Below are 24,271 nucleotides of genomic sequence, written 5' to 3'. Positions count from 1 at the left end.
TACCATGATGTTAGCTTTGGGTGGTTTTATTTTTTCGATTGAAACAGCAGCTTATCAAACACTTGATATGTCTTATGGGGTTCCATGGGTAGAGCAAGGACGATTGGGGCGCAAAGCAGCTCTTCAATTGCCTGCCGTTGCAAATGCGGAATTTTCTTTAACTGGTGTGATTTATCCAGATTTCAAAGGTGGTCACAGACAGCTCGAATATTTACGGCAAATGGCACATGAAGGACCTCACATTCTTGTGACTGGTCAAGGCAAAATCTTAGGTAAGTTTGTCATTCTTTCTGTAGAGGAAAAACAAAGCATTTTTCATCATAATGGCATCCCCAAAAAACAAGAATTTACAATAAAGTTGAGAGAATATGGTGAAGACCTATGAGTGATCTTTATATGACCAAAGATGGTGATATGGTTGATGCCATTTGCTGGAGATACTATGCAAAGGGTCAACAAGCCCTTGCTGTTGAACGCGTCTATGCAGCGAATTTGGGGCTTGCAAACTATGGACCCATTTTAAAAGCAGGCATCACGATACTCTTACCAACCCTCCCCTATCCGAAAGCCACACCAGTAATCAGAATTTGGGGTAGCAAATCATGAAACCTTTTTGCATGGTTCTGGCAAATGGAGAGGACATCACAAGAATGCTGATGGACTATGTTTTATCAATTGAAATTACCGATGAAGCAGAAAACAAAAGTGATCGTATCACTATAGAGCTTGATGACCGTGCGCGTGACAGTGATAACGGCTTTCTTGATATTCCTCTTATCGGGACAGTTATTTCCATAACACTTGGCTATGAAGGCGGGAAAAACCGCGATATGGGAGCCTATCTGATAGACGAAATTTCTGTAAGCAGCCCACCGCAAAGCTTAAGTGTTACAGGACGCGCCGCCTCTATGAACACGTCTTATAGAACACCCAAAAGCCAATCCTATCACCAACAAACCCTTGGCAGTATTATTCAAGAGATAGCACAGCGCAATGGCTATACACCAAAAGTTGACCCTGCTCTTGCCAAAATTGTTGTGCGTCACATTGACCAAACTTCTGAAAGCGATATGGCTTTTGCCACGCGCCTTGCAGAAAACTATGATGCGGTAGCAAAACCCGTTGATGGCAAATTGGTGCTTGCCAAACGGGGTGAAGGCAAAGCCATTACCGGTGAAACACTGCCCGTCGTTGTCATCCATGAAAAACATTGCACCTCTTGGGATTTTAAATACAGCGCACGGGATGAAGCAGGTGCAGCAAATGGCTTAGAAACAGATGTGGGAGACGACCAAAAAGCCGCTGCTGATGCACGAGAACCAGAAGAGATTGATGATGATGAAAACTTTATCCATATGGATGACAATGACAGAGCACCATCATCATCTGAATCAGAAAAAGCAGAAAAAGAATCTGAGAAAGAAGAAGACAAAGAGAAAAAAGGCGGTGTTCTCGCAACCTATCATGATATCCGCAGTGGTGAAAAAAAAGAAGTCAAAGTTGGCAAAGCACCGTTTCATGAACTCAAATATACCTACCATAACCAATCAGAGGCTGTTGCAGCCATTGCTGCTTATCGCAATAAATCATCACGCGGTAAGTCTTCTTTCTCATGTGATATCGGAGGTAATCCGTTTGTACAAGCAGAAGCAAAACTTGTTCAAGAGCCCCCTTTCCGCCCCTATATTCCAGCAGAATGGCGCATCAAGAGCGTTAAACACAAACTTGATAAAACGGGTGGTTACACCACAAAAATAGAGTGCGAACTTTTTGATGCATCACAAGAAGATGCGGCTGGAAACGTTGCAAACACAACACCAGACAAAGATGATACCCTTGACCCAAACGCTCCACCAAACGCATGCGACGAAGGCGAAGGCGTTATCCATATGGATGAGGATTAATATCAACTTTAGGTCATTCGTTGTGCTGTCCCTTTTAGGGAAGAAGGTCAATGAACGTTTACGACAGATATTTTTTCATCTGCAATGCGATAGCTTTAATAACTGGAACAGACACACTGTTTCCAAATTGGCGATAGGCTTGCGTATCAGATACTGGAATCTGGTAGCTTTCAGGAAACCCTTGCAAGCGTGCTGCTTCTCTTGGCGTCAGTTTTCTAGGATTTTTATTATCCTGCATTATAAGTATTTCGCTTCCATCTTTGTAATAACGTGCAGAAAGTGTATTTGTGTATGGCGATTCCACATCGAAAAGCCCATAACCAAATCCCTTTCCTTTCAGTTTATTCAGAACTTTTCTTCGTTGGTGTCCATGCCAAAGAGCATTACTAATTGTATATTTTTCATCAACCTCTTTATCTAAAATATCTCCCACCCTTGTTTTAATATTCATGGGAGAGGGAAATTTAAAATCTATCGAATGATCTAAAAAACCAATGATATATATGCGTTCACGATTCTGAGGAACTCCAAAATCCCGTGCTTTTAAGATATCATAAAAAACTTTATAACCGCTTGATTGTAAATGCTTTATAATACTAGAGAGAGTACGTCCCCTATCATGCCCCTTTAATTGCTTAACATTCTCTAATAAAAATGCTCGAGGCTTCCTATGTGATAAAATTCTATTGATATCAAAAAATAAAGTTCCACGTGCATCCGCAAACCCCTTCTTCAAGCCTGCTTGCGAAAAAGGTTGGCAAGGAAAGCCTGCTAATAAAATATCATGCTCTGGTATTTCTTCTTCATTGATCTGAGTAATATCGCCATGGACGTGATCGTTGTTAAAATTAAGTCGATAAGTTTGAATAGAGTATTTATCAATTTCTGATGTAAAAACACATTGGGCGTTATCTAAGCCAAATGCAGACTCGAAACCCAAACGAATTCCTCCAATGCCGGCAAATAAGTCAATTAGTTTAAACATTTTACTGATTTTTCCAATAATTAAACATCTCAGGTAGTTCTTTTAAAAAATACGTTTCAAAATCTATGACGCTGTGGTTATGCAATATTTTTTCTTGATTTTTAACTGTTTTTAGTACGACGACAACAATGTTATGCTTGTTCATTTGTTCAATTTTATTTACAGAGATTTTATCATCAACTGTCAGTAAGTGAATGTTAGGAACTTGAGATCTTGACTGCTCTTCAATAACTTCTTGCCAACGTTCACGCAAAGTGGTTTTCATTGTGCCAATAATAGCCTTATCGCGTCTTTTCTTAAAATGCTCTATGCTCGGTAGTACTGAATCAACCATTTTACCCAAACCGGCTTTTTGAAATGTTTCTTTTCCGATTTTTTTTTGAGCTTCGAAACGATATCGAAATTGATTATATAAAAAATAAATAATTTCTTCAAATGTTTTTCCCGCACGTGAACGGCGTGACTGTGTATTGCTAAGACATAATAAATAAATATATGGAATAATTTTTCCTGCATATTGGCCAAAACAATTTATTAGCTGCTCGTTAAATTTGTGAGAATCTTGAATGTTAAGCCGAAATAATTTTAAACTTAATTCAGTAATAATTCTTTTAGGCATCTCAAACTGATGGCTAATTTCCATCAAAATCGCAGAATTGAAAGTAGATTCTTGCTTTAACAATGCGGAATACGATAATTCTCGCATATTAAAAATTGTTTTAGAAACTTCCTCTTTTTTGAGCAACTCATCTATAATTTGTTTATTTTCCTGTACTATTTGACTTACTATTTCATCAGTAGGTGAAATCAGTTCACTTCTTCTTTTCTTGAGAAAGTTTACGAAGCTTTTTTTTTCTTCCTCATCAAGCCCACAAAAATCTTCTAAGTTTTTGTATCTTATATCAGTCATTGCATTAAATCCTACGATTAGACAAGTATAACTGATTAGCAGATTCTAAATTTTAACCAATGATATTTTTGTCCGTTACCTGTCCTTTAGGCGAGGAGGAAGTTAATTTTTTTACTAATTGAACGGCTTTTTCAATATCTTTTTGTTGAGTAGATTTCTTACCGTCCTTTAAGAGGGAAAGACGTTCATTTCATATTTTTCACGCATCCCCGCCTTTTGCGGGGCTTTTTTTATGGAGAATCATATGCGAAAAATATCATCAGAAGGACTTGCACTTATCAAACAATGGGAAGGTTTGCATTTAAACGCCTATAAAGATGCCATTGGGGTGTGGACAATAGGTTATGGACATACAAACAGTGCTGGAAAACCTTTTATTTACGAAGGCATGACAATCACTGAAAAGCAAGCAGAAGAACTTCTTTGCCAAGACTTAAGACAATTTGAAAATGCTGTTGAACGCGCTGTTACAGTTTCATTAACAGATGAACAATTCGCGGCGTTAGTGTCCTTTTGCTATAATGTAGGAACAGGAGCCTTTTGTAACTCGACACTGTTAAAAAAGCTCAATCAAGGTGAATATGAAGCTGTCCCTGCAGAGCTACAGAAATGGACCAAAGCAGGCCGGTAAGCGTCTTGAAGGTCTAGCACACCGGCGTGCGGCAGAAACAGGCTTATGGGCGAAAGGGGCTTTTGTTTCCTCCAATTATCAAACAGTAGAAACGCAAGCACCAACGGGGGTTTTCAAAGCCGAAGCCCTTGCACCGATTATTGGTTCTTTTTCTGGGCTTGGAGGCTTATTAGCAGGAAATGGACCAATCCAATGGGCTTTGGCCACCATTATGGTTTTAGCCGCATGTGCTGGTATTTTCTTTGTTGCTAAACGCTTTCAGGAGCACCGCCTATGATCTTATGGATGAAAAAAAATCTGATGGTGACAGGCGCGGTTTTAGCCGCTTTTTTTATGATTTTAGCAAGAGTTTTTACTCTTGGTAAAAAAGCAGAGCAACAAAAGCAAACAGAAAAAACCTTAAAAGCAGCAACAACACGGCTGGAGGTAGAAAATGAAGTTAATCAAAAAAGTGATACTGATGTGCGTGCTGCTCTCTCTGACTGGTTGCGCGACAAATAAATATGCTTCTTCTTGTGTTGGCTGGTTGCCAATTTATTTAGATAAGCAAGATCTGAACGCCATCAGTTCAAACTTAGCAAGAGAGATCTTAAAGCACAATAATCTAGGTGAACGCGTGTGTGGGTGGAAACATGGCTAGAAAAAAAACACAAGATGATACAGAACTTACGGAAGCAGAAAAAGAAATCCTTCAAGAAATCATCATGACCTACAAAAGTGTAAAAGTGATGTCGCGTTATACGAAATGGATTGTACTCATTATACTCTTATTAGCGCTTGATTTTTCACGCCTTATAGATGCTGTAGGAAATATTTTTACACAAAAACCAAATATCCGACTCTAAACATACTCTGAGACGCGCGAAATTCTTTAGAAAATGGTTTCTTAATTTTGCTCGTCTCATGGAGGTGATAGAGAATGTCTTCTTCCATTTAAAACAGTGGATTTCAAAAAATTAAAAATTTGTTCTATAATAATAAAAAATTGTTAATATACGTGCGTTTAATAGGTATATTTCGTAATATTATCGGCTAAAAAGGTGGGAATAATTATGGAAAACGTCGCAGTTCAAAAACAAGAAAAGAATAAAACTGAAAAGTTTTCTATGAAAGAGAATCTTGCTGGAAGAGTTTGTCGTTTTCCTAAACCGTCCACTGAAATGGAAGCTTTGCAGCCTGTTTTTGAAGCGGTAAGCAACGCTATTCACGCGCTTGAAGATTCTAAGCAAGAAGATTACAAAAGCGCGGGTAACATAGATATAGAAATCAAAGATATAGATAAAAATGAAACACTTGAAATTATAGTTAAAGACAATGGTGTAGGATTGGATGATGAGCACTTTCAAGCTTTTCGCACTGTAGATACTAATTTTAAATTAGAAAAAGGAGGAAAAGGAGTTGGGCGGCTGCTATGGTTGGATGCCTTTAAGAAAATACGAGTTAAAAGTATATTCCTTGAAGAAGATCAGCTTTACCAGAGAAGCTTTACATTTTGTTTGGAAGAGGAAAATCAGATTCTTGATCATTCAAAAATACCTCTTATTAATCAAGAAGTAACCGGAACAGAAATTATTTTTACCGGTTTAAGAGATGTAGCGTACCAAAAATATTTTCCACGCAAAACTGAAGCAATTATCGATCATATTGGAGCACATTTTTTTTCAGATTTAATTTTAGAACAACTTCCTCAAATAACTTTTCGTGATAATCAGATATCTGTCAATTTAGCGCAGAAAGTTAAAAAATATTTAGTAGAAAATAGGGGAGAGATTACACTTGAAACCGCAGATTTTGGTTTATTTAAAATTCGTAATTTTATTTGCATGGCGGATGCTAACCTTAACTTTAAAGGGAAGAACCACTATCTACATCTTTTCGCACATGATCGTACTGTGACTACTGAAAGCATCGATAACCTTATTGGTTTCGGAAAATTTGGAGACCAAGGGCTAGTGTATCATGGTTGCATAAGTGGTCAGTATTTAGATGATAGAGTTAATCAAGAAAGAACGCATTTTTCTTTTAAGAATAAAATATTGAAAAATATTTTACGTTCCGTTGCTAACAATATTGTAGATAGCGTTCTTGCTCCAGAAAATGAAGAGTACGAAGAAAAACGTTTAAATAAATTAAAAGAATTTTGTAGAACACATCCTTCCTATTGTTTTGATAGTTATGAAAAACTATTAGAAAAACTTCCTAAATCTGCAAAGGATACAGAAGACTTTGTTAAGACACTGGCTATTCATAAGCTTAGAAGAGAAAAAAAGCAAAATTCGAGAATTGAAAAAATATACCGTGAAATTACTAAAGGGAATACTAATACATACAGCTTTTCCCAAAAAGTTTCTGAACTTGCAAAAGAAGTTAAAGATGAAGAAACAAGACAGTTAGCAGAGTATGTTATACGTCGTAAAGTTATACTTGATATTTTAGGAGAATTAATAATAGAGGTTAAGAAAAATGTTAATGGTCAAGAAGTCCCGCATCTAGAGAAAACATTGCATGAACTTATTTGTCCAATGCGTGTTCGGGGCGATGATCCTGAATCTCAGAAACCTTCAACGCATGATTTATGGATTATTGATGAGCGATTAACATTTACAAGATACTTCACTTCGGATATGTCTATCAAAAAAATCGCGAAGAATAGTACGAAAGGAATTCGTCCTGATTTATTATGTTATGATAAATTACATGCTCTAGGACTTGAAGGTCGTCTTGATGCAGATCTAGACAAGTTAATGTTGGTGGAGTTTAAAAGACCAGGTCAGAAAAAATATAAACCGGGTTACAACCCCATGGAACAAATAAACATATACCTTAATGAACTTAGAGGACAGCGTATAAAGACATTTGATAATAAGAAAATAAAAATTTCAGAACAGTGTGTTTTTTATTGTTATATTATTGCTGATATAGAAGGTGAACTTAAAACGCAAACGTCTACATGGCAAAAAACAGCTAATGGGCGAGGGAGAACTTTTCCTCTACAGGGAGAATTTCGAGGAACCGTTGAAATAATAGAGTGGTGTGATTTATTAGAGGATGCAAAATTAAGGAATGAAGCATTTATTTCTAGATTAAAGGTTTAATTTTTAGATGCGCGAGACAACCTCTTTGCGCATTTAAAACAATAGATTTCAAAAATTAAAACTTCACCCCCTCCCCACTTTTGATACAGGGAAAAAGAGATTATACCGTAATCTATCCGCTAATCACTTAAGTGTTTCTTAGATACCTGAATCGACAATAGACATATTATCAAGCCTTTCCTGATATGAATACAGCCCACTGTTCCAAGAGAACATGTCGCTGTTCTAAAAAATCCGTTCGCATATAAGCTTTTGTCACTGAACTCCCAACTGAATGGGCAAGAACAGTTTCGGCAATCTCGAACGGTGTTGACGTTGTCTCTGCTATCCAATCCCGTAAACTTGAACGAAAACCATGGGGACGATAGGTTAAGCCGCAAACTGTCATATATTTTGCCATGGTGGCATCAGAAATGGGGTTGCCTGTAAGACCAGAAAAGAGAAAACCATTTTTTTCAAAGGGAAGAGACTTTTCAATCACTTTTAAAGCTTCATTACTCAATGGTACTCGAAAATCTGAAACCTTTCCTACAATGCCCTTCATATTTTCTTTGGGTATCGTCCATATATTTTTGTCAATTTGTTCAAGGCGCAAATAGCGCAATGGATATGACCGTGCTCCTGTCAAAATCAATAACTTCAGTGCTAAATTTGAAAGGATCTTATCATCCAAGCTTTGATAAAAAACCGGCACTTCTTGCCATGGCATAGCAGGAATATTTGTTGATGTCGCACGTGGTTTTCCTAAAAGCGCGCGTGCCTTCATACAAGCCTGTAGATCAACATCTAAACCAAGAGCCGCAGCATATTTCAAACAAATATTGATACGGTTAAGTGCTTTTCGCGCTGTATCTGCTTTTTCATGCCAAAGGGGTGAGAGAACATTGCGAATAATATTGGCTGTTAATTTTTCTATAGGTAAATTACCTATGTGTGGAATCACGTGCAACTCTAGTGGAGAAAACCAGCGGCCGTTTTTACCTTCATTTTTTAACTCTGTTTTTTTGCTTTCAAAAGCCGCTTTTGCAATTTCTTGAAAAATATTGCTTTGCTGTTTTAAAATAGTCTGTTCTCGAAAGACAATAGGATCATTGCCTTCTTTAAGAATATCACTATAATATCTTGTAAGCTCACGCGCTTCTTTTAAAGAGAGTTTCGTAACAGGACCAAGTCCCATTTCACGGCGCTTATTGTGGTGCGTATAGCGAAAAAACCAAGAGCGTGTATTGTCTTTTCGAACATTCAACCACAACCCTGCCCCGTCACAATATTTACCCTGCGGAGACGTCTTTACGAATGATGCTGATAACCGATGAATCGCCCTCACTTAACGTCCCCTCTCGTCCACCTTTTCAAGCATTGCTCGTCCACCTTTTTTGGTCCACCTTTTAGACCACCTTTAATTTCTGATTTGAGATTTTTTCTTTAATACTTACTTTTTTTATTGAATCATAAAAAGCTATAGACATCAATACGCCCTTACACATCTTTATATACTTTGAATCTTGTTGCTAAAGCCTGATTCGCTCTCTGGGGGCACCATATGTTTTTTTAATTACGTGTAGCTTATTCATTTTCCGAGTGTTTTTAAATTCAAGAGAAGGTAGAGGTGAACGTGAATTTACAAAACATGTTATTTTTATCAAACTTCTTTTTAATGCTTTAAATTCAGCTAATTTCTACCAAAGTTTAAGTTTCTAATGAATATACTAACAACTTCATAACATTGGTAAAATTATCCGGCGGACTATTATTAAAAGAATCAGAAAGTTTTTTGTAAAATTCTTTCCACAAACATTTTTTTCAATAAAGCCACCTAATTCATCAGCCTTAACTTTAGCAAAGATATAAGGCATGTGTTTCATTTATTAAAGAAAAGAATTTGCTTTAAAAAGGTTATAGCCTTCTATCTAACAGCGTTTTTGCTGTAAAATTCAAATTATCTATCTGCTCAACTAAAGAACTTTTATTGTTTAGCTTTTGTGCTTTTTTCAAAGAGATGTGGGCTTTCAAGAATAAGCTTTTCTCGTGCTTTTTGTAACTGTTTAATGACTTCATCAATCTTTGATGGAGAACAAAAAGATTCTTGGCTATTCAACAAATGCAGCCTCTCCTTTCCCTCATACAAACATTGCATCTGAGATTGAAGTATTCTAACTTCTTGAAAAAAAAGACGTCCTGTTTCCTTAAAACCATTATTAAGTGCAAAAAGTTGATCAGAAATGGATAGCAGAATTTGTTTTAAAAAACGCTCATTTTCTTGGCGTTTACGATATTCTAAAATAAGAGCATGGCTTATCTCATCTAACTGTTTTTTTGTAGAATCAATTTGACGCAATAAATTTGGTTTTTCCCCCATATCACCTTTTCTCACCTTCACAAGCATAGCATGAATGTCTAATAACTTAATTGCGGAATGAGATAAATAATCAACAACTGTAGGCGTATTAACATAGCGTTTCCGTGCAATCATCACAAACTCACCTAATGACTGTTTTTTACATTCATCCCGCTATTTATTTTTCATTTTACAAGACCATTCTAAAGAAAGTGCTAAAAAATATTACCTCCAATACATTATTCGATGGAGCCCCTTCTCTCTTTTCACGATCAACGTGGAATCCGTGGAGAGAGAAAACGTACAGGTGTATAAAGGATAAGATGTGTTGTTTTTTCCAACACACTACTGCCATCAGCAAGAAGGGCTTGACTAGGTGACAATTCTGTACCTTGCATAATTGTGGAAGCCAAAGAACCTTCTCGAGAAAGAGCCATCAACGTTGGCGAAGATGCAAAGACATTGTGTGCTCCCCCATCCACATGAGAAAAATCAAGAACAGCTATTCCATTTTTACGCAACATTTCAATATCTGAGCCATCGCCCACACGATGATGTCCACCCGTAAGACGTCCTGAAACCGCAAGAGCTTTATCCGCTCTGGATACTAAAATAGCGGTTGGCTGCGGAAGTTTTTTTATATCATTAAGTTGGCGCTCAAATACATCAACATCAATATCTGGTGCAGCCATTAATAAACTTGTAATACGACGAATAGGCTTATATTTTCCCTGTAACGCTAACGTTCTAAATGCTTCCATTATAACAAAATTGCCCATAGAATGTGCAATAACCGAAATTTGATCAGCATTGGTTTCACTAATAAGTGTTAAAAGCTCTATCAATCCGTCACGGGCAAAATTAGCACTGTCACGATCATAAATATAAAGAGGAACTGATCCGGCCGAAGGCCAAGAATAATGCACAGCGACAACATTTAAAGAATAATCGTGTGTAAACTGTGCTGTACGAAATGTACCATCTGCAAAATTATTATTATACCCATGGATAAAAAGAAAAATTTCTCTTTTTCCTTTTGGCTTTTTTGCTAAAGCAGCATTTAATTGCTGTTTAAACTGTTCTTTATTATCGTATTTTTGCAATGCTACTGCTGCAAAATACTTATCATGCGTAGGTTTATAGGCATTTATTTCAACAACTCCCTTTACATGTTGCTGAGGAATTCCTACGTCAACGCGATTATAATGAACTTTATTTGATCGCTCTGCACCATAAGGTTGAGCGTAATTATTTTGCATCATACGACTTGTTGCAACATACACTGGAACGATGGCTTTTGGAGAAACTGGTTTCCCTTCAACTTCCCTTTCTACGGCAGTCATAGAAGGTGTTGCATGCACCCCATGCCAAAGTACAGCACGTGAATCACTACACGCTGATAATAAAGAAATACAAATAAGAAGTGTTAAATATCTCAGAATCATTATACTTCTCACTGCAACTTCACCCCACCTTATAAAAATATAACATTTCAAATGCATAGATAAAGTAATAAAAAACGAAACATTATTGGCAACACACCAACAAATAACATACAAAAAAGATTTTTCTATAATGCCTATAAATCCCCTCTCTCTAACATAACTTCATCTCATTATGGAGAGACTCACTGCTAACTGGTGCGGTCGAGAAGACTCGAACTTCCACGGGTTGCCCCACAGCGACCTCAACGCTGCGCGTCTACCAATTCCGCCACGACCGCACGTGGAAAGAAAAAATCTTGGTTTTTAGCCTTTAACAAATCATAAAGAAAGGTACAAGCCAATTTTCTTTTTCTCATAATTTATTTTATCCGGATGCTTTATAACTTAATAAAGATTACGAGAAATATGGGCTTTACTATGACCTTTGAACCATCATCATAAAATGTGCTTGTGCCGCTTGATCTTTTTCATAATAACCATGAAAGTTTTTTGTAATTGTTGTAGAGCCCTGTTTTTGGATTCCTCTCATAGCCATACACATGTGCTCAGCCTCAATCAATACTGCTACACCATGAGGCTTCAGATACGTTTTTAACGCGTGAGCCACTTGCGCTGTCATAGCTTCTTGAGTTTGTAAACGACGAGAAAAAATATCTACAACACGTACAATTTTTGAAAGACCAACAATTTTTGCATTAGGAAGATATGCTATATGTGCTTTCCCAATAATTGGGATCATGTGATGCTCACAGTGTGAATAAAAAGGTATATTCTTTACGATTACGGCTTCATTGTATCCTGAAACCTCTTCAAAAACTGTACCTAAGGTTTCTTTAACCGATTGACTATAACCATTAAAAAGCTCGCGATATGCCTTGGCTATACGTTTTGGAGTATCTAAAAGCCCTTCTCTATTTGGATTTTCCCCTATCCATAAGAGTAATGTACGAATCGCTTCTTCCACCTTTTCAATACTCGGACGCTTTTCTTCAGATAAAATTGCGTCTTCTTTAACAACATTACGCATTCAAAAACTCCAAGCTTACTCTATACAAAGCATTTGCTCCATACCTATCTCATTTTGTATAATCTCTATATAAGCGAATTAAAAGTTTAAACAATCACGACTCTCAAAATTTCAGGCAATAGCGCATGATTGATAATATCTATAATGATAAAATACTTAAATATGCTGCACATATAGGCAAAATTGGGCGTCTTAATAATCCTGATGCAACATCAAGAAAACATGCACACCTTTGTGGTTCGACAATCACTGTAGATTTAAAAGTGGAAAATGGTATTATTACCGATTTTGCTCACGAAATACATGCATGTGTGCTAGGGCAAGCTTCAGCTTCACTTTTAGCATCTCATATCATCGGACAAACAACTCAAGATCTTAAAATATTGCGTGAAGTTATCTACCAAATGCTAACGCAAAATGGTCCTTCTCCTCAAGCTCCATTTGAGGATTTTTCTTGCTTACAGCCCATTAAAGACTATAAAGTGCGCCATGCAGCAACACTACTACCCTTTGATGCAATGATAGACTGCATTCAAAAAATTGAAGAAAAATAAATGTTCAAATCACAATCTAGACAAAAAAAGTTGACTCGGAATTACACAGGCACTTGGAAAAAAACACCCGGACGATTATTGGGTATTTTCTTAATACGGTTCTATCAAATAACACTTTCGAGCCTTATAGGCAATCAATGTCGCCATGCTCCGACTTGTTCAGAATATACATATGAAGCGATTGCTCGCCATGGGCTTTGGGCTGGTGCATGGATGGGACTCTTTCGTATCATGCGTTGTGGGCCCTTTGGAACAGATGGCTTTGATCCAGTCCCTCCATCGCTTGGAAATTCTTGCTGTTTTTATAAACCTTGGCGTTACTGGAAAATTTCTGACAAACACAACAAATAATCCTTTTCTTTTTTCACATGTATTGATAAAAAATTAGTCTATAAGCTTTTTACTCAATTTTCACGAAACCATCCGCAATCGTTAGCGGAATTGGATTAAAAGGGTGTTTTTATGTCTTGCTCTATTTCTCTTTTTTTTCCCGATGGTTCAAAACGTAATTACCCCGCCGAAATGACAGGCTTGGAATTAGCAGAATCTATTTCTAAATCACTTGCAAAAAAAGCAGTCGCCTATAGTCTTGATGGTATCACGCGAGACTTATCGGATCCATTGGGACAATCTGGTCAAGTAGAGATTATTACCCGAGAAGATTCACGCGCTCTTGAGCTCATAAGGCATGATTGCGCCCATGTCCTTGCTGAAGCAGTGCAAGAGCTCTTTCCTGAAACGCAAGTAACAATAGGTCCTGTCATTGAGAACGGATTCTATTATGATTTTGCACGCCAACAACCTTTCACATTAGATGATCTCACCGTCATTGAAAAGAAAATGCGTGAAATTATCCAACGCAATAAACCTTTTAGAAAAGAAATTTGGTCTCGTGAAAAAGCAAGAAAAGTTTTTTCTGAGAAAAAGGAATTTTATAAAGTTGAACTTATTGATAGCATTCCTGAAAATCAAGATTTAAAAATCTATTATCAAGGGGAGTGGTTTGATCTTTGTCGCGGACCGCACATGCAATCTACAGGGCAAATTGGGAATGCTTTCAAATTAATGAAAGTTGCAGGAGCTTATTGGCGTGGCAATGCCAATAATCCAATGCTCACGAGAATTTATGGAACAGCATTTGCAAATGAAAATGACTTAAAAGCCTACCTCCATATGCTAGAAGAAGCTGAAAAACGTGATCATCGCCGCTTGGGACGTGAAATGGACTTATTTCACTTTCAAGAAGAAGGGCCAGGAATGATTTTTTGGCACAAAAAAGGTTGGAAAATGTTCCAAAATTTGATCAGCTATATGCGTAGACGCCTTGATGATCATCAATATGCTGAAGTTAATGCACCACAAGTTCTCGATAGGTCACTCTGGGAAATATCTGGCCATTGGGGTTGGTATAAGGAGAATATGTTCAAAGTAATTTCAGCAGAAGAAGATTCAGATCATGGGAATGTTTATGCCCTTAAACCAATGAATTGCCCTGGTCATGTGCAAATTTTTAAACATGGTTTAAAATCTTATCGTGATTTGCCTATTAGACTTGCTGAATTTGGACTTGTTCATCGTTATGAGCCTTCAGGCTCTTTACATGGTCTTATGCGTGTGCGTGGTTTTACACAAGATGATGCGCATATTTTTTGTACTGATGAACAATTAGCCGATGAATGTCTCAGTATTAATGATCTTATTTTATCAACTTATGCTGATTTTGGTTTTAAAGAAATTAGTCTTAAGCTTTCAACACGTCCAGAAAAACGAGTTGGATCTGATGCATTATGGGATCATGCAGAAAGTATCATGGAATCTGTCCTTAAAACGATTGAAACAAAATTTGCAGGACAAATCAAAACAAGCATCCTTCCAGGTGAAGGAGCATTTTATGGTCCAAAATTTGAATATACATTAAAGGATGCTATCGGTCGTGAATGGCAATGTGGAACAACACAAATAGACTTTAATCTCCCTGAACGTTTTGGTGCATTCTATATTGATAAAGATTCAGAAAAACGTCAACCTGTTATGATCCACCGTGCTATTTTTGGATCAATGGAGCGTTTTCTTGGTATATTAATTGAAAATTTTGCTGGACATATGCCACTTTGGCTTGCTCCTGAACAAATTGTTGTTGCAACAATTACATCCGAAGCAAATGAATATGCCCAAAAAATAACAGCAAAACTTAAAGCTGTTGGGCTTTCCGCAACAATAGATCTCCGCAATGAAAAAATTAACTATAAAATACGAGAACATTCTTTACAAAAAGTCCCCGTAATTTTGGTATGTGGCAAACGTGAAGCTGAAACAAACAGCGTAAATATGCGCCGCTTAGGAAGTACAAATCAAACCCTTTTATCTGTAGAAGATGTGATTAAACAACTCTCAAATGAAGCAACACCTCCAGATTTGCAACGTGTAATAAATGCATAATACCACAGAAGATGGTAATACGTTAATTTTTTACTATAAATCTTCAGTTTTTGTACAAAATGAAATAATTTGATATTGTAGTGTGTTTTTGTTTCATGCACAATGACCTATCATCAGAAAGAATAACGTGCTCTTCCTCTACAAGATAGATTGGTGAAAAAGTTGAATATAAGCTATGAGCTGTTTAAATTGCAAAAATCATAGACAATTGAATATTAATAATAACATTAATCTTTTACCTTTATAATGAAAAGATGCTGCTATTATCATGGATAGATCATTACAATAATTATAGCAACATCAAGCAAGAAAACTGAAAACAAGATTATATTTATTAATAAAAAATATGTAAAATTAGCTGAACAATGATATTTCTTATTCGTAAGATAAGCCCTTATAAAAATGACAAGATATTGATTTATAATGATAATATATCGTTATTCATATTAAATAAGGTTTCGAATATCATAGGCTTCTCTTATTTTTAATATGTTTATGTTGAATCTATCAAAATCATTTGCTTGCACGAAACAAGCGGAATGAGTGTGTGGATAAAAATTATTGAGAAAGGATTTTTAAAATGCCTACAATGAACCGCCTAAAGTGCTAAGAATTGTTGCAGTTATTGAGAACAGGCTATAATTATAATGATGATGCCGACTTGAACCTTCATAAGTATAAAAATAGCGGTACTCAACGAGTTTACCATTAATCATTCACGAGGCATTATGGTAAAATAAGATTAAGAAGCCTTAAGAAACATCTCTTTAAAACAAGCACATGAATTGGTAAGCTAATGGCATTCTACATCCCGCAATCTACACTGATGAGATATTGCCTTAATTTTTATAAAGCCAAATCAAAAAAAATGGCAAAACTCAGCGTTTATTCTTTCTCTTCTTCATGTTTTACCAAATGAAAAACTCTTATAAAAAACTCGTTAAATATACACATACGATATATGACTACTCGTTGAACGTATAAACTTCTGGGCACATCCATAAAACATCTAAATATCTACGAAACACATATAAAATAAAAAAATATTATTATCGTGCTCTATCAAGAACACGCTTACATTCAATGAGTTCAAACAGAATTTCTTGTAACAATGCTTTATCAGTTTTATCTTTGTAAAGATTCACAGAACCGACAGATGTTTCTCCCTCATTCCTCATGAAACTCAAAAGCCCAAAAGAAGATTTCTTAGGCTTATTGCTAGCATTTTCAGAAGTTTGTCCTGCATGTTTCTTCTCTATGACCACATTCATAGCATCAAGATCACCATTACCCAATGCAGTCACAAAAGCAACACCATTTTCTTTCAAAAGGCGTTGCACACCTTTTATCGTATAACCCTGATCATATAGTAACTGCTTAATACCATTGAGCAAATCAACATCGACCGGACGATAATAGCGCCTTCCTCCCCCACGTTTCATTGGTTTAATCTGCCTAAAACGTGTTTCCCAAAATCTTAAGACATGCTGCGGAAGCTCCAATAACTCCGCTACTTCGCTAATTGTGCGAAAAGCATCAGAGCTTTTATCCATTTTGTAACACCTTATTTAAAACAAAATAAATTACTTCACAATGACTCATTCTGTCTCAATTTCTCAACAAGATTAGTCAAAAATAAGACCATCATTGATACCTTACTCACCAGTCTTTTTCTAAAAAATAAAGACCCTTATTTTATACATTTCTTTAACAAATACCAAACATACCATGGCATTTATTTATGAGATATCATTTTTTCTGTTTTGCACGATGCGAATCTAAAATTCTCTGTTTAAGAACATTGGCAGCCTTAAACGTCACAACACGTCGCGGCGGAATCGGTGCTTCAACACCTGTTTTTGGATTGCGTCCAACACGTTCATTTTTACTGCGAACCTGAAAAGTTGCAAAAGAAGATAATTTAACCGCTTCACCTCTTACAAGTGAGTTGCAAATCTCATCCAAAACCAATTCGACTAAAGCTGCTGATTCAGTATGTGACAAGCCCACTCTTTTACAAACTACGCTCGCTAAATCTGCACGCGTTACTGTCTTACTTGTCATTATAACCACCTATTAAAATATTAAAAATTACAAAATGACTTATACGTTTTCTTGAAATATGGTCAAGTAGCCATAATTTACCAACGAATAAGAATTGCTCCCCATGTAAATCCACCTCCCATGGCTTCTAACATGATAAGATCTCCTTCTTTTATTTTTCCATCGCAAACAGCTGTTGTTAAAGCCAACGGAACTGATGCAGCAGACGTATTACCATGTTGATCAACGGTAATCACAACTTTATCTAGTGAAATTCCCAGTTTTTTAGCAGATGCTTCAATAATGCGCTTATTAGCCTGATGAGGTACAAACCAATCTAGTTGTGAAGAATCCATACCTGCAGCTGCAAAACAATCATCAACCACATCCGTTATCATACCAACAGCATATTTAAAAACTTCTCGTCCTTCCATACGCAAATAGCCTGTCGTTTGTGTTGTTGAAGGTCCACCATCAACATATAGCTTATCTATATAAGCACCATTAGAGCGCAATTTCGCAGACAATATACCACGCTCAAAAGCAATATCACCCTCAGTTTCTAGTGCTTCCAAAATAACAGCACCCGCACCATCACCAAACAAAACACATGTCGTACGATCTTCCCAATCTAAAATTCGAGAAAATGTATCAGATCCAATAACTAAAATTCTTTTAGCCGCTCCACATCGTAAATAAGAATCTCCTGTTGTTAAAGCAAAAATAAAACCAGAGCAAACAGCTTGAATATCAAAAGCAAATCCATGGCTCATTCCCAAAGCATGCTGAATTTCAACAGCAGAAGCAGGAAAAGTACGATTCGGGGTGGACGTTGCTAAAATAATACAATCGATGTCTTTTATTGTTAAACCAGCATTTGTAAGTGCTGCTTGCGCAGCCTCAACTCCTAAAGAAACAGTTGTTTCATTTTCACTGGCAATATAACGTTGGCGTATTCCTGTACGCTGAACAATCCATGAATCTGACGTTTCAACAAACTTTGCAATCTCATCATTTGATAAACTTCTTTTCGGCAAAGCACTTCCTACACCACGTATAATTGACCGAATCATTCAGCTCTTACCTTTTCTTCAAATTTTTTATTTCTATTATAAGAGCTTATCATAAGGACTCTCCATTCATCACCGCTTCATCTTCTTGGTCAAAAAGTGTTGCTTTATTTTCATGAAATCGCCGTAAATCAGCCGTTATTTTTTGTAAAAGTCCATTATTAACCATTTTATAACCAACGCGGATAGCAGAAGCAAAGCCATTAGCATTAGCACTGCCATGACTTTTTATAACAACACCATTCAAACCTAAAAGAACTCCTCCATTCACCCTATCAGGATCCATTTTATGTTTCAGTATACGAAAAGCACCCCGTGATAAAAAATAACCAAGAGATGTTAAAAAAGAACTGCGCATTGCAGAGTTTAAAATCTCTCCTATCTGTCGCGCGGTTCCTTCTGCGGTTTTTAAAGCAATATTACCAGAAAACCCCTCTGTCACAACAACATCGACTGTTCCTTTTCCAATGTCATTGCCCTCAACAAATCCTTTATATTCCAATCCTTCTAATTGCACTTCACGCAATATCATTCCTGCTTTTTTTATTTCATAAAGTCCTTTAACCTCTTCCACCCCCACATTTAAAAGCCCAACACTTGGTCTTTCAGTGTGATATAAAGCGCGAAACATACCTGCTCCCATAACCGCCAAATCAACCAACTGACTAGCAGAGGCACCAATTGTTGCTCCAATATCTAAAACAATACTCTCACTGCGCAGTGTTGGCCAGATACCCGCAATACCAGGACGTTCAGCCTCTGCAAGCATTTTCAAACAAAAATAAGACATGGCCATGAGTGCACCCGTATTACCAGCAGAAATGCAAGCATCAGCTTCACCATTTTTTACCGCTTCAATGGCGTACCACATTGATGATTTACCACGTCCATTACGAAGTGCTTGGCTTGGCTTTTCATCCATGCGTGTATAACTTTCTGTAGGGCAAAAGCGCGATACAGAATCCAAACAGGGATATTTTTTTAAAACCGGACGAACAGCCTCCTCTACTCCATAAAATAGAAAATAAATATTTGATAAATATTTTTGTACAATTGCTGCTCCTGCAATAGCTGCTTCTGGACCGTAATCACCGCCCATGACATCCACAGAAATTCTAATCACGCTTGCATATCCCACATCTTTTCATTTACATCTTTAAATACATATTATGATTTTTGGCTCCTGAATACTCACACAGCACATCTTGCGAAAATCGCTCCGCAGAAAATACCGTTTAGCATACAATAGATATTTTTTGTATGTTTCTACAATCACTTCCAATTTTTCAAAACAGAAAATGGAGAGAATTTTCGCTCTGCTTCTTCTAAATTTTCACCCATATTCATCTTTATCCCTTCTTTACGTGGATAATGATTAATAGACAACTCAAAAAACTCTTCCATGATTGCGCCAATATCAATTTTATCATCATAAAACACTTCAGGAGTATCAAGCCCCTCCACATCTAAAAACAATTCCCCTGTATCCTCTGATATTTTTGGCTTCATCAAATTTGAATCTTCAGGAACAAAAACAACCTCAATATTTTCACAAAGGATATTTTCTAATGGTTCCAATGTAACAACACATAACTGTAGTATACGCGCTTGCAACAGACCTTTTATACGCACTCCGCGTTTTTTCCACGGGAAAATATGGAATTTTCCCTCACAAGATTTTACTTCAATTAAATCATGGTTCTGGGCTAAATGTGTACATTCTTTTTTGTTTGCACAAAAATGAACCCTTATACCTTTAGCAGGTAGAGAACGTACAGATATTGGATAAGCCAAAGCAAATGTCATTTGAGGAACATTTTGAACATTCATTGACAACTCCCAAACATAAAAACGCGTAAAGCACTATGTTTTTATTTATCTCAAGTATTTATGCATTTTTTTCTTTTCTAAAGAAATTCTATATGGCATAATTTGCTTTATAACAGGGAAACTCAGTGTAAGCTACGGTAGATTAAGTTAAAATTAGAAAAAACTTGAGGTTGCCTTCTTGTCCTACATCTCAGTATAAAAAGGAGATACCATTGTTTCAAATGCCTCACATAATAGCCTTAATCAAACGTAAATTATTGATTGGTCTATCAATAGCAAGCATAGGAATGCTTGCTGGGTGTAGCCTTCTTGATTCTTCAGGTTCGAGCCAAATTTATAGAGAGGGCTATGTTCTTGATAAAAATGCTCTAAGTTCTATCTCTATTGGCTCAAGTCAAGAGCAAGTTCTTTTAACTTTAGGGACCCCTTCATTAAAAACAAAATATGATAATGAAGTTTTTTATTACATCTCACAGACACGTTATCGTGGGATGCAGTTTATGAAAACAAAGATTATTGATCGCAAAGTTTTAGCCATTTACTTCAGTAAAAATAATCAGGTTACAAAAGTTGCAAATTACGGATTACAAGACGGTCAAGTGTTTGATTTTATTACACAAACAACACCAACTGTAACGAAAGAACATCCTTTCTTAATTCAAATTATAAAAGGCCCTGCGAATTTGCCACCCCATAACTAAATTATATAGTCTGCATACCGTTTCAATATTATAGGTCTGATAATATCAGATCTATAATAGGGGGGGATTTGTAACTCTTAGAGGCGGACTTTTTTTGCCATACTGTCGAGAACTGCATTAACAAGTTTTGGCTCATCACCTTCAAAAAACGCCTTTGCTATGTCAACATACTCATTCATGACAACTGCAACGGGAACATCTTTACGGTTGATCAACTCCCATAAACCTGCTCGTAAAATTGCTCGCAATATAGAATCAAGACGTGAAAGAGACCACTCTGCAGAAAGCTGTTGATGAAGCAGCGGATCAAGCTGCTTTTGATCTTTTACAACACCCGTTATAATAGCCAAAAACCATTGAAAATCAGCTTCAAGATATTGATCTCCATCAATATCTTTTCCCAAACGATAAGCCTCATACTCAGCTGCCGTTTCCATCACCCCCGAACCCACGATATCCATTTGATAGAGTGCTTGAACTGCAGCGAGTCTTGCTGCTCCACGTTTATTGGCTGAACGCGGAAAATGTCTGCTTTTTATATCAGCCATATTTAACGATTATCTCCAAATCTCTTTTTTAGAGCGATCATACATAAAGCAGCTTCAGCCGCAAAACCACCTTTATTTTTGTCATCTAGTTTTGCACGCACCCATGCTTGTTCTTCGTTTTCAACAGTCAAAATACCATTTCCAATAGCCAAGTGCTGATGAACAGTTAAATCCATCAATGCACGACAAGAATCATTAGCAACAATTTCAAAGTGATATGTTTCACCCCGAATAACACAACCAAGAGCAACATAACCATCATACGATATCTTGTTTTGTTCAGCAAAAGCTATTGCACTTGGTATTTCTAATGCTCCAGGAACCGTTACAACATCATAACTTGCTTCAGCTTTTTGCAAAGTATTCACTGCACCTCTCAAAAGTGCATCAGAAATCCCCTCATAAAAACGTGCCTCAACAATCAATACGTGAGGCTTTTTACCTATCTCTTTCATCATAATGGAATTCCACAAAAAACGAATCAAAAAAATCAAAGTTATAAAGCATAAAATTCTGAAAACGATCAATAGAGTGTTGGCTTATTCATCTTCTCTTTTTAAAGCAAAAAGTTTTGCAGCATAACGAGCAAGTTGATCAATTTCCAAATTGACCCGATCTCCAATTTTAGCTTGTCCCCACGTTGTCATTTCAAGTGTATGGCGAATAATAAGAACATCAAAAACACAATCCTCAACACCATTAACAGTCAAAGATGTCCCATTAAGTGCAATAGATCCCTTATTAACAATGAAAGGCATAAATTGTCTTGAAACTTTTAAATAAAAGCGAATTGCATCCCCTTCATTTTTTTGATCAATGATTTCAGCCAAACCATCAATATGACCAGAAACTAAATGTCCTCCCATTTCATCACCCAATCGAAGCGAACGTTCCAAATTAACAAAAGTTCCTTTTATCCATTGTGCAAGATTCGTTAAACGTAATGTTTCTTCCCACGCCTCGACAACAAACCAATTGGAATCTTCTTGCTTTAATCCTCGCTCTACAATTGTCAGACAAATTCCTGAACAAGCAATTGACGCCCCAATTGCTAAGCTTTCTATAGCATAGCGGGTAGAAATCTTTAAACGCATCCCCTGCTTTAAAGGTTGAACATCTTCAACACAACCAATATCCGTTATAATTCCTGTGAACATAATGTCTTACGTCTCCACTTATAAAAACGGTCATTTCCAAACATTCTTGTCTCAATCTCATGAAACTGCGAGAGATAATTTCCAAAATGAGGGGCTTCAATACGATTTTTGCCTAAAACAATGGGGGTATGAAAACATATCAAATGATCAACACAACCAGCATTCAAAAATTTTTCCCCTGTCTTGACGCCCCCTTCCAATAAAACACTATTAATCCCATGTTTATAAAGCATCTGTAAAAGAGCAAAGGGTTCTACACAACCATTGTTCATCTCGACCGAATAAACAGACACACCATATTGCTCCAATGCATTTTTTTTGCTTTTCTTTGAAATATCCACATCACAAATAACCCATGTAGGAATTTTTATGGCTGTTTGGACAACTTTTGCATCAAGGGGGATAGATAAATCTGCATCCAAAATAATACGAATTGGTGAGCGCATCTCCATCCCTGGCAAGCGGCAATTGAGTTGTGGATCATCTGCTAATATAGTACCAATACCAACGAGGATAGCATTATTTTGAGCACGTAGAATATGCGTATGGGCATGAGAAAGTGTTCCACTAATTTTTACGCTGCCCTTCTCTCTTTTTCCAACACCATTATCGGCAGAAATTGCCATTTTAAAAGTGACCGCACAGCGTTGTATCTTCCTTATGCACCAATGCGTCCATAAGGATTCAAAAGCCTCTTCAGCTAAAATGCCCTCAACCACTTCAATACCCGCCGCTCGCAAAAGAGCAATACCATGACCATCAACACGCTTGTCACAATCAGTCAGCGCAATAACAACTCGAGAAACACCTGAATCAATAAGCGCATTCACACACGGCGAAGTTTTTCCATAATGCGCACAAGGTTCTAAAGTAACATAAGCAGTCGCTCCTTGAGCCAAAGAACCTGCCATGTGTAAAGCTTGCACTTCCGCATGAGGACTCCCATGAATAGCTGTTACGCCATAGCCAACAATAAAAGCCCCCACAGCACCATTATCGTTTCGCACAATTAACGTACCAACGGAAGGATTCTCACCTGTAAGACCGACATGACGTTCTGCTAAACGAATAGCTGCAGCCATAAACCGTTCATCTTGCACTTTTTTATTCATCAAAACGAGATTCTGTATCCGCGATACCCTTTGACAATTCATCTATAACATCGTGAAAATCGCTTGCATTACGAAAATCTCGATACACAGAAGCAAAACGAATATAAGCAATATCATCAATTCTTTTCAATGCTTCCATCACAAGATGCCCAATTTTTTCTGAAGAAATCTCTGGTTCTCCCAAACTTTCAAGCTGGCGTACAATGCCAGAAATTGCTCGTTCAATATGATCAGGATCAATATTGCGCTTACGTACAGCCACATCAACTGATCGCATTAACTTATCACGATCGAAGGGTTCACATCGTCCACTTTTTTTAGCAACCAAGAGCTCACGCAACTGAACACGTTCAAAAGTTGTAAAACGACCACCACAAACAGAACACACACGGCGGCGGCGAATCACTGCCCCCTCTTCTGCTGGACGTGAGTCTTTGACCTGTGTATCCTCATATTGGCAGTAAGGACAGCGCATCCTTTGT

General features: G+C 37.0%; 26 protein-coding genes, 1 tRNA gene and 1 pseudogene. 11 read left to right on the top strand and 17 right to left on the bottom strand.

Annotated elements, in window-relative coordinates; all coding sequences use genetic code 11:
- The first annotated feature begins 4 nt into the window (after positions 1-4).
- The 3 genes from ACFINR_RS07295 to ACFINR_RS07285 are packed head-to-tail and all read left to right on the top strand — an operon-like array spanning position 5 to position 1,904.
- A complete protein-coding gene (locus ACFINR_RS07295) occupies positions 5-385 on the top strand; it encodes a phage tail protein (protein WP_375630019.1) in 381 nt (126 codons plus the stop codon).
- Positions 382-606, top strand: a complete 225-nt coding sequence (locus ACFINR_RS07290; RefSeq protein WP_375653729.1) for a tail protein X — start codon at positions 382-384, stop codon at positions 604-606. Before ACFINR_RS07295 ends, ACFINR_RS07290 begins: the two co-directional genes overlap by 4 nt.
- The gene (locus tag ACFINR_RS07285) at positions 603-1,904 is read left to right on the top strand and encodes a contractile injection system protein, VgrG/Pvc8 family (RefSeq protein WP_375653725.1); all 1,302 of its coding nucleotides are present in this window, start codon (positions 603-605) and stop codon (positions 1,902-1,904) included. The genes ACFINR_RS07290 and ACFINR_RS07285 overlap by 4 nt, the downstream gene beginning before the upstream one ends.
- A gap of 58 nt (positions 1,905-1,962) precedes the next feature.
- On the opposite strand, the gene ACFINR_RS07280 is transcribed toward ACFINR_RS07285, so the two are convergent.
- Both ACFINR_RS07280 and ACFINR_RS07275 read right to left on the bottom strand, forming a co-directional pair.
- A complete protein-coding gene (locus ACFINR_RS07280; RefSeq protein WP_375631819.1) occupies positions 1,963-2,889 on the bottom strand; it encodes a DNA cytosine methyltransferase in 927 nt (308 codons plus the stop codon).
- A gap of 1 nt (position 2,890) precedes the next feature.
- Complete coding sequence (locus ACFINR_RS07275) at positions 2,891-3,799, bottom strand: type II restriction endonuclease (protein WP_375631818.1); 909 nt, start codon at positions 3,797-3,799, stop codon at positions 2,891-2,893.
- 244 nt (positions 3,800-4,043) lie between these two features.
- Between ACFINR_RS07275 and ACFINR_RS07270 the strand changes: the two are divergent.
- From ACFINR_RS07270 to ACFINR_RS07255, 4 genes and pseudogenes are all read left to right on the top strand, one after another.
- Positions 4,044-4,707 (top strand): annotated as a pseudogene (locus ACFINR_RS07270) (lysozyme).
- Entirely contained in the window at positions 4,704-4,931 is a 228-nt protein-coding gene (locus ACFINR_RS07265) for a hypothetical protein (protein ID WP_375653722.1), read from the top strand. Before ACFINR_RS07270 ends, ACFINR_RS07265 begins: the two are co-directional and overlap by 4 nt.
- Before the next feature lie 131 nt (positions 4,932-5,062).
- Positions 5,063-5,275, top strand: a complete 213-nt coding sequence (locus tag ACFINR_RS07260) for a hypothetical protein (RefSeq protein ID WP_375653719.1) — start codon at positions 5,063-5,065, stop codon at positions 5,273-5,275.
- A 207-nt stretch (positions 5,276-5,482) separates the two neighbouring features.
- Complete coding sequence (locus ACFINR_RS07255) at positions 5,483-7,525, top strand: ATP-binding protein (protein WP_375653714.1); 2,043 nt, start codon at positions 5,483-5,485, stop codon at positions 7,523-7,525.
- A gap of 169 nt (positions 7,526-7,694) precedes the next feature.
- On the opposite strand, the gene ACFINR_RS07250 is transcribed toward ACFINR_RS07255, so the two are convergent.
- The 5 genes from ACFINR_RS07250 to folE form a co-directional block, all read right to left on the bottom strand.
- Positions 7,695-8,852: a tyrosine-type recombinase/integrase gene (locus ACFINR_RS07250; RefSeq protein WP_375653710.1), complete on the bottom strand. Its 1,158-nt coding sequence runs from the start codon at positions 8,850-8,852 to the stop codon at positions 7,695-7,697.
- Positions 8,853-9,491: 639 nt separating this feature from the next.
- Positions 9,492-9,998 (bottom strand): hypothetical protein, encoded by a 507-nt coding sequence (locus tag ACFINR_RS07245; protein WP_015856440.1) that lies wholly within the window; start codon positions 9,996-9,998, stop codon positions 9,492-9,494.
- A gap of 137 nt (positions 9,999-10,135) precedes the next feature.
- Complete coding sequence (locus ACFINR_RS07240) at positions 10,136-11,308, bottom strand: alpha/beta hydrolase (RefSeq protein WP_375613054.1); 1,173 nt, start codon at positions 11,306-11,308, stop codon at positions 10,136-10,138.
- 193 nt (positions 11,309-11,501) lie between these two features.
- Positions 11,502-11,586 (bottom strand) — tRNA-Leu (locus tag ACFINR_RS07235).
- Positions 11,587-11,723: 137 nt separating this feature from the next.
- Positions 11,724-12,335, bottom strand: coding sequence for a GTP cyclohydrolase I FolE (gene folE / locus ACFINR_RS07230; RefSeq protein WP_375653705.1), 612 nt, complete (start codon positions 12,333-12,335; stop codon positions 11,724-11,726).
- Positions 12,336-12,460: 125 nt separating this feature from the next.
- Here folE and ACFINR_RS07225 point away from each other — a divergent pair, with 125 nt between their 5' ends.
- The 3 genes from ACFINR_RS07225 to thrS all read left to right on the top strand — a co-directional run bounded on the left by ACFINR_RS07225 (position 12,461) and on the right by thrS (position 15,328).
- Positions 12,461-12,889, top strand: a complete 429-nt coding sequence (locus ACFINR_RS07225; RefSeq protein ID WP_375653703.1) for an iron-sulfur cluster assembly scaffold protein — start codon at positions 12,461-12,463, stop codon at positions 12,887-12,889.
- Positions 12,890-13,240 (top strand): membrane protein insertion efficiency factor YidD, encoded by a 351-nt coding sequence (gene yidD, locus ACFINR_RS07220; protein WP_375632204.1) that lies wholly within the window; start codon positions 12,890-12,892, stop codon positions 13,238-13,240. It abuts the gene before it with no gap.
- A 111-nt stretch (positions 13,241-13,351) separates the two neighbouring features.
- Positions 13,352-15,328, top strand: a complete 1,977-nt coding sequence (gene thrS / locus ACFINR_RS07215) for a threonine--tRNA ligase (RefSeq protein WP_375653701.1) — start codon at positions 13,352-13,354, stop codon at positions 15,326-15,328.
- Positions 15,329-16,377: 1,049 nt separating this feature from the next.
- Here thrS and ACFINR_RS07210 read toward each other — a convergent pair.
- The 5 genes from ACFINR_RS07210 to ACFINR_RS07190 form a co-directional block, all read right to left on the bottom strand.
- Positions 16,378-16,881, bottom strand: coding sequence for a MerR family transcriptional regulator (locus ACFINR_RS07210; protein WP_375607116.1), 504 nt, complete (start codon positions 16,879-16,881; stop codon positions 16,378-16,380).
- A 196-nt stretch (positions 16,882-17,077) separates the two neighbouring features.
- Positions 17,078-17,392, bottom strand: coding sequence for an integration host factor subunit alpha (locus ACFINR_RS07205; RefSeq protein ID WP_273791377.1), 315 nt, complete (start codon positions 17,390-17,392; stop codon positions 17,078-17,080).
- A gap of 77 nt (positions 17,393-17,469) precedes the next feature.
- The gene (locus ACFINR_RS07200) at positions 17,470-18,444 is read right to left on the bottom strand and encodes a beta-ketoacyl-ACP synthase III (RefSeq protein WP_375653699.1); all 975 of its coding nucleotides are present in this window, start codon (positions 18,442-18,444) and stop codon (positions 17,470-17,472) included.
- Between the two features lie 49 nt (positions 18,445-18,493).
- Positions 18,494-19,564 (bottom strand): phosphate acyltransferase PlsX, encoded by a 1,071-nt coding sequence (gene plsX / locus ACFINR_RS07195; protein ID WP_375613059.1) that lies wholly within the window; start codon positions 19,562-19,564, stop codon positions 18,494-18,496.
- 149 nt (positions 19,565-19,713) lie between these two features.
- Positions 19,714-20,271 (bottom strand): DUF177 domain-containing protein, encoded by a 558-nt coding sequence (locus tag ACFINR_RS07190; protein ID WP_375618504.1) that lies wholly within the window; start codon positions 20,269-20,271, stop codon positions 19,714-19,716.
- Between the two features lie 221 nt (positions 20,272-20,492).
- Between ACFINR_RS07190 and ACFINR_RS07185 the strand changes: the two genes are divergently transcribed.
- A complete protein-coding gene (locus tag ACFINR_RS07185) occupies positions 20,493-20,972 on the top strand; it encodes an outer membrane protein assembly factor BamE (RefSeq protein ID WP_375613146.1) in 480 nt (159 codons plus the stop codon).
- Between the two features lie 77 nt (positions 20,973-21,049).
- Here the strand turns inward: ACFINR_RS07185 and nusB are convergent, their stop codons facing one another.
- From nusB to nrdR, 5 genes are all read right to left on the bottom strand, one after another.
- Positions 21,050-21,520 carry a transcription antitermination factor NusB gene (gene nusB, locus ACFINR_RS07180; protein WP_015856452.1) on the bottom strand — a complete coding sequence of 157 codons (471 nt, stop codon included), beginning with the start codon at positions 21,518-21,520 and terminating at the stop codon, positions 21,050-21,052.
- A gap of 2 nt (positions 21,521-21,522) precedes the next feature.
- Positions 21,523-21,978, bottom strand: a complete 456-nt coding sequence (locus ACFINR_RS07175; RefSeq protein WP_375611572.1) for a 6,7-dimethyl-8-ribityllumazine synthase — start codon at positions 21,976-21,978, stop codon at positions 21,523-21,525.
- Between the two features lie 81 nt (positions 21,979-22,059).
- Entirely contained in the window at positions 22,060-22,677 is a 618-nt protein-coding gene (locus ACFINR_RS07170; protein ID WP_375613061.1) for a riboflavin synthase, read from the bottom strand.
- Positions 22,659-23,789: a bifunctional diaminohydroxyphosphoribosylaminopyrimidine deaminase/5-amino-6-(5-phosphoribosylamino)uracil reductase RibD gene (ribD, locus tag ACFINR_RS07165; RefSeq protein WP_375611590.1), complete on the bottom strand. Its 1,131-nt coding sequence runs from the start codon at positions 23,787-23,789 to the stop codon at positions 22,659-22,661. Before ribD ends, ACFINR_RS07170 begins: the two co-directional genes overlap by 19 nt.
- A complete protein-coding gene (nrdR, locus tag ACFINR_RS07160; RefSeq protein ID WP_375611570.1) occupies positions 23,782-24,264 on the bottom strand; it encodes a transcriptional regulator NrdR in 483 nt (160 codons plus the stop codon). Before nrdR ends, ribD begins: the two co-directional genes overlap by 8 nt.
- Positions 24,265-24,271 lie beyond the last annotated feature (7 nt).

The organism is Bartonella sp. AP19HLJMH (assembly GCF_042196245.1).
Classification (GTDB): Bacteria; Pseudomonadota; Alphaproteobacteria; order Rhizobiales; family Rhizobiaceae; genus Bartonella.
The sequence above is the reverse complement of the archived record's forward strand: the minus strand, read 5'-3'. Positions and strand labels throughout refer to the sequence as shown.

Excerpts from the sequence above, each read along its gene's own strand:
- nusB (WP_015856452.1), bottom strand. The coding sequence starts at position 21,520 with ATGGCTGATATAAAAAGCAGACATTTTCCGCGTTCAGCCAATAAACGT.
- ACFINR_RS07290 (WP_375653729.1), top strand. The coding sequence starts at position 382 with ATGAGTGATCTTTATATGACCAAAGATGGTGATATGGTTGATGCCATT.
- ACFINR_RS07240 (WP_375613054.1), bottom strand. The coding sequence starts at position 11,308 with ATGATTCTGAGATATTTAACACTTCTTATTTGTATTTCTTTATTATCA.
- ACFINR_RS07245 (WP_015856440.1), bottom strand. The coding sequence starts at position 9,998 with ATGATTGCACGGAAACGCTATGTTAATACGCCTACAGTTGTTGATTAT.
- ACFINR_RS07280 (WP_375631819.1), bottom strand. The coding sequence starts at position 2,889 with ATGTTTAAACTAATTGACTTATTTGCCGGCATTGGAGGAATTCGTTTG.
- ACFINR_RS07175 (WP_375611572.1), bottom strand. The coding sequence starts at position 21,978 with ATGATGAAAGAGATAGGTAAAAAGCCTCACGTATTGATTGTTGAGGCA.
- ACFINR_RS07200 (WP_375653699.1), bottom strand. The coding sequence starts at position 18,444 with ATGATTCGGTCAATTATACGTGGTGTAGGAAGTGCTTTGCCGAAAAGA.
- ACFINR_RS07210 (WP_375607116.1), bottom strand. The coding sequence starts at position 16,881 with ATGGATAAAAGCTCTGATGCTTTTCGCACAATTAGCGAAGTAGCGGAG.
- ACFINR_RS07285 (WP_375653725.1), top strand. The coding sequence starts at position 603 with ATGAAACCTTTTTGCATGGTTCTGGCAAATGGAGAGGACATCACAAGA.
- ACFINR_RS07185 (WP_375613146.1), top strand. The coding sequence starts at position 20,493 with ATGCCTCACATAATAGCCTTAATCAAACGTAAATTATTGATTGGTCTA.
- nrdR (WP_375611570.1), bottom strand. The coding sequence starts at position 24,264 with ATGCGCTGTCCTTACTGCCAATATGAGGATACACAGGTCAAAGACTCA.
- ACFINR_RS07265 (WP_375653722.1), top strand. The coding sequence starts at position 4,704 with ATGATCTTATGGATGAAAAAAAATCTGATGGTGACAGGCGCGGTTTTA.
- ACFINR_RS07295 (WP_375630019.1), top strand. The coding sequence starts at position 5 with ATGATGTTAGCTTTGGGTGGTTTTATTTTTTCGATTGAAACAGCAGCT.
- ACFINR_RS07170 (WP_375613061.1), bottom strand. The coding sequence starts at position 22,677 with ATGTTCACAGGAATTATAACGGATATTGGTTGTGTTGAAGATGTTCAA.
- yidD (WP_375632204.1), top strand. The coding sequence starts at position 12,890 with ATGTTCAAATCACAATCTAGACAAAAAAAGTTGACTCGGAATTACACA.
- ACFINR_RS07205 (WP_273791377.1), bottom strand. The coding sequence starts at position 17,392 with ATGACAAGTAAGACAGTAACGCGTGCAGATTTAGCGAGCGTAGTTTGT.
- ACFINR_RS07190 (WP_375618504.1), bottom strand. The coding sequence starts at position 20,271 with ATGAATGTTCAAAATGTTCCTCAAATGACATTTGCTTTGGCTTATCCA.
- thrS (WP_375653701.1), top strand. The coding sequence starts at position 13,352 with ATGTCTTGCTCTATTTCTCTTTTTTTTCCCGATGGTTCAAAACGTAAT.
- ribD (WP_375611590.1), bottom strand. The coding sequence starts at position 23,789 with ATGAATAAAAAAGTGCAAGATGAACGGTTTATGGCTGCAGCTATTCGT.
- ACFINR_RS07260 (WP_375653719.1), top strand. The coding sequence starts at position 5,063 with ATGGCTAGAAAAAAAACACAAGATGATACAGAACTTACGGAAGCAGAA.
- ACFINR_RS07275 (WP_375631818.1), bottom strand. The coding sequence starts at position 3,799 with ATGACTGATATAAGATACAAAAACTTAGAAGATTTTTGTGGGCTTGAT.
- ACFINR_RS07255 (WP_375653714.1), top strand. The coding sequence starts at position 5,483 with ATGGAAAACGTCGCAGTTCAAAAACAAGAAAAGAATAAAACTGAAAAG.
- ACFINR_RS07225 (WP_375653703.1), top strand. The coding sequence starts at position 12,461 with ATGATTGATAATATCTATAATGATAAAATACTTAAATATGCTGCACAT.
- folE (WP_375653705.1), bottom strand. The coding sequence starts at position 12,335 with ATGCGTAATGTTGTTAAAGAAGACGCAATTTTATCTGAAGAAAAGCGT.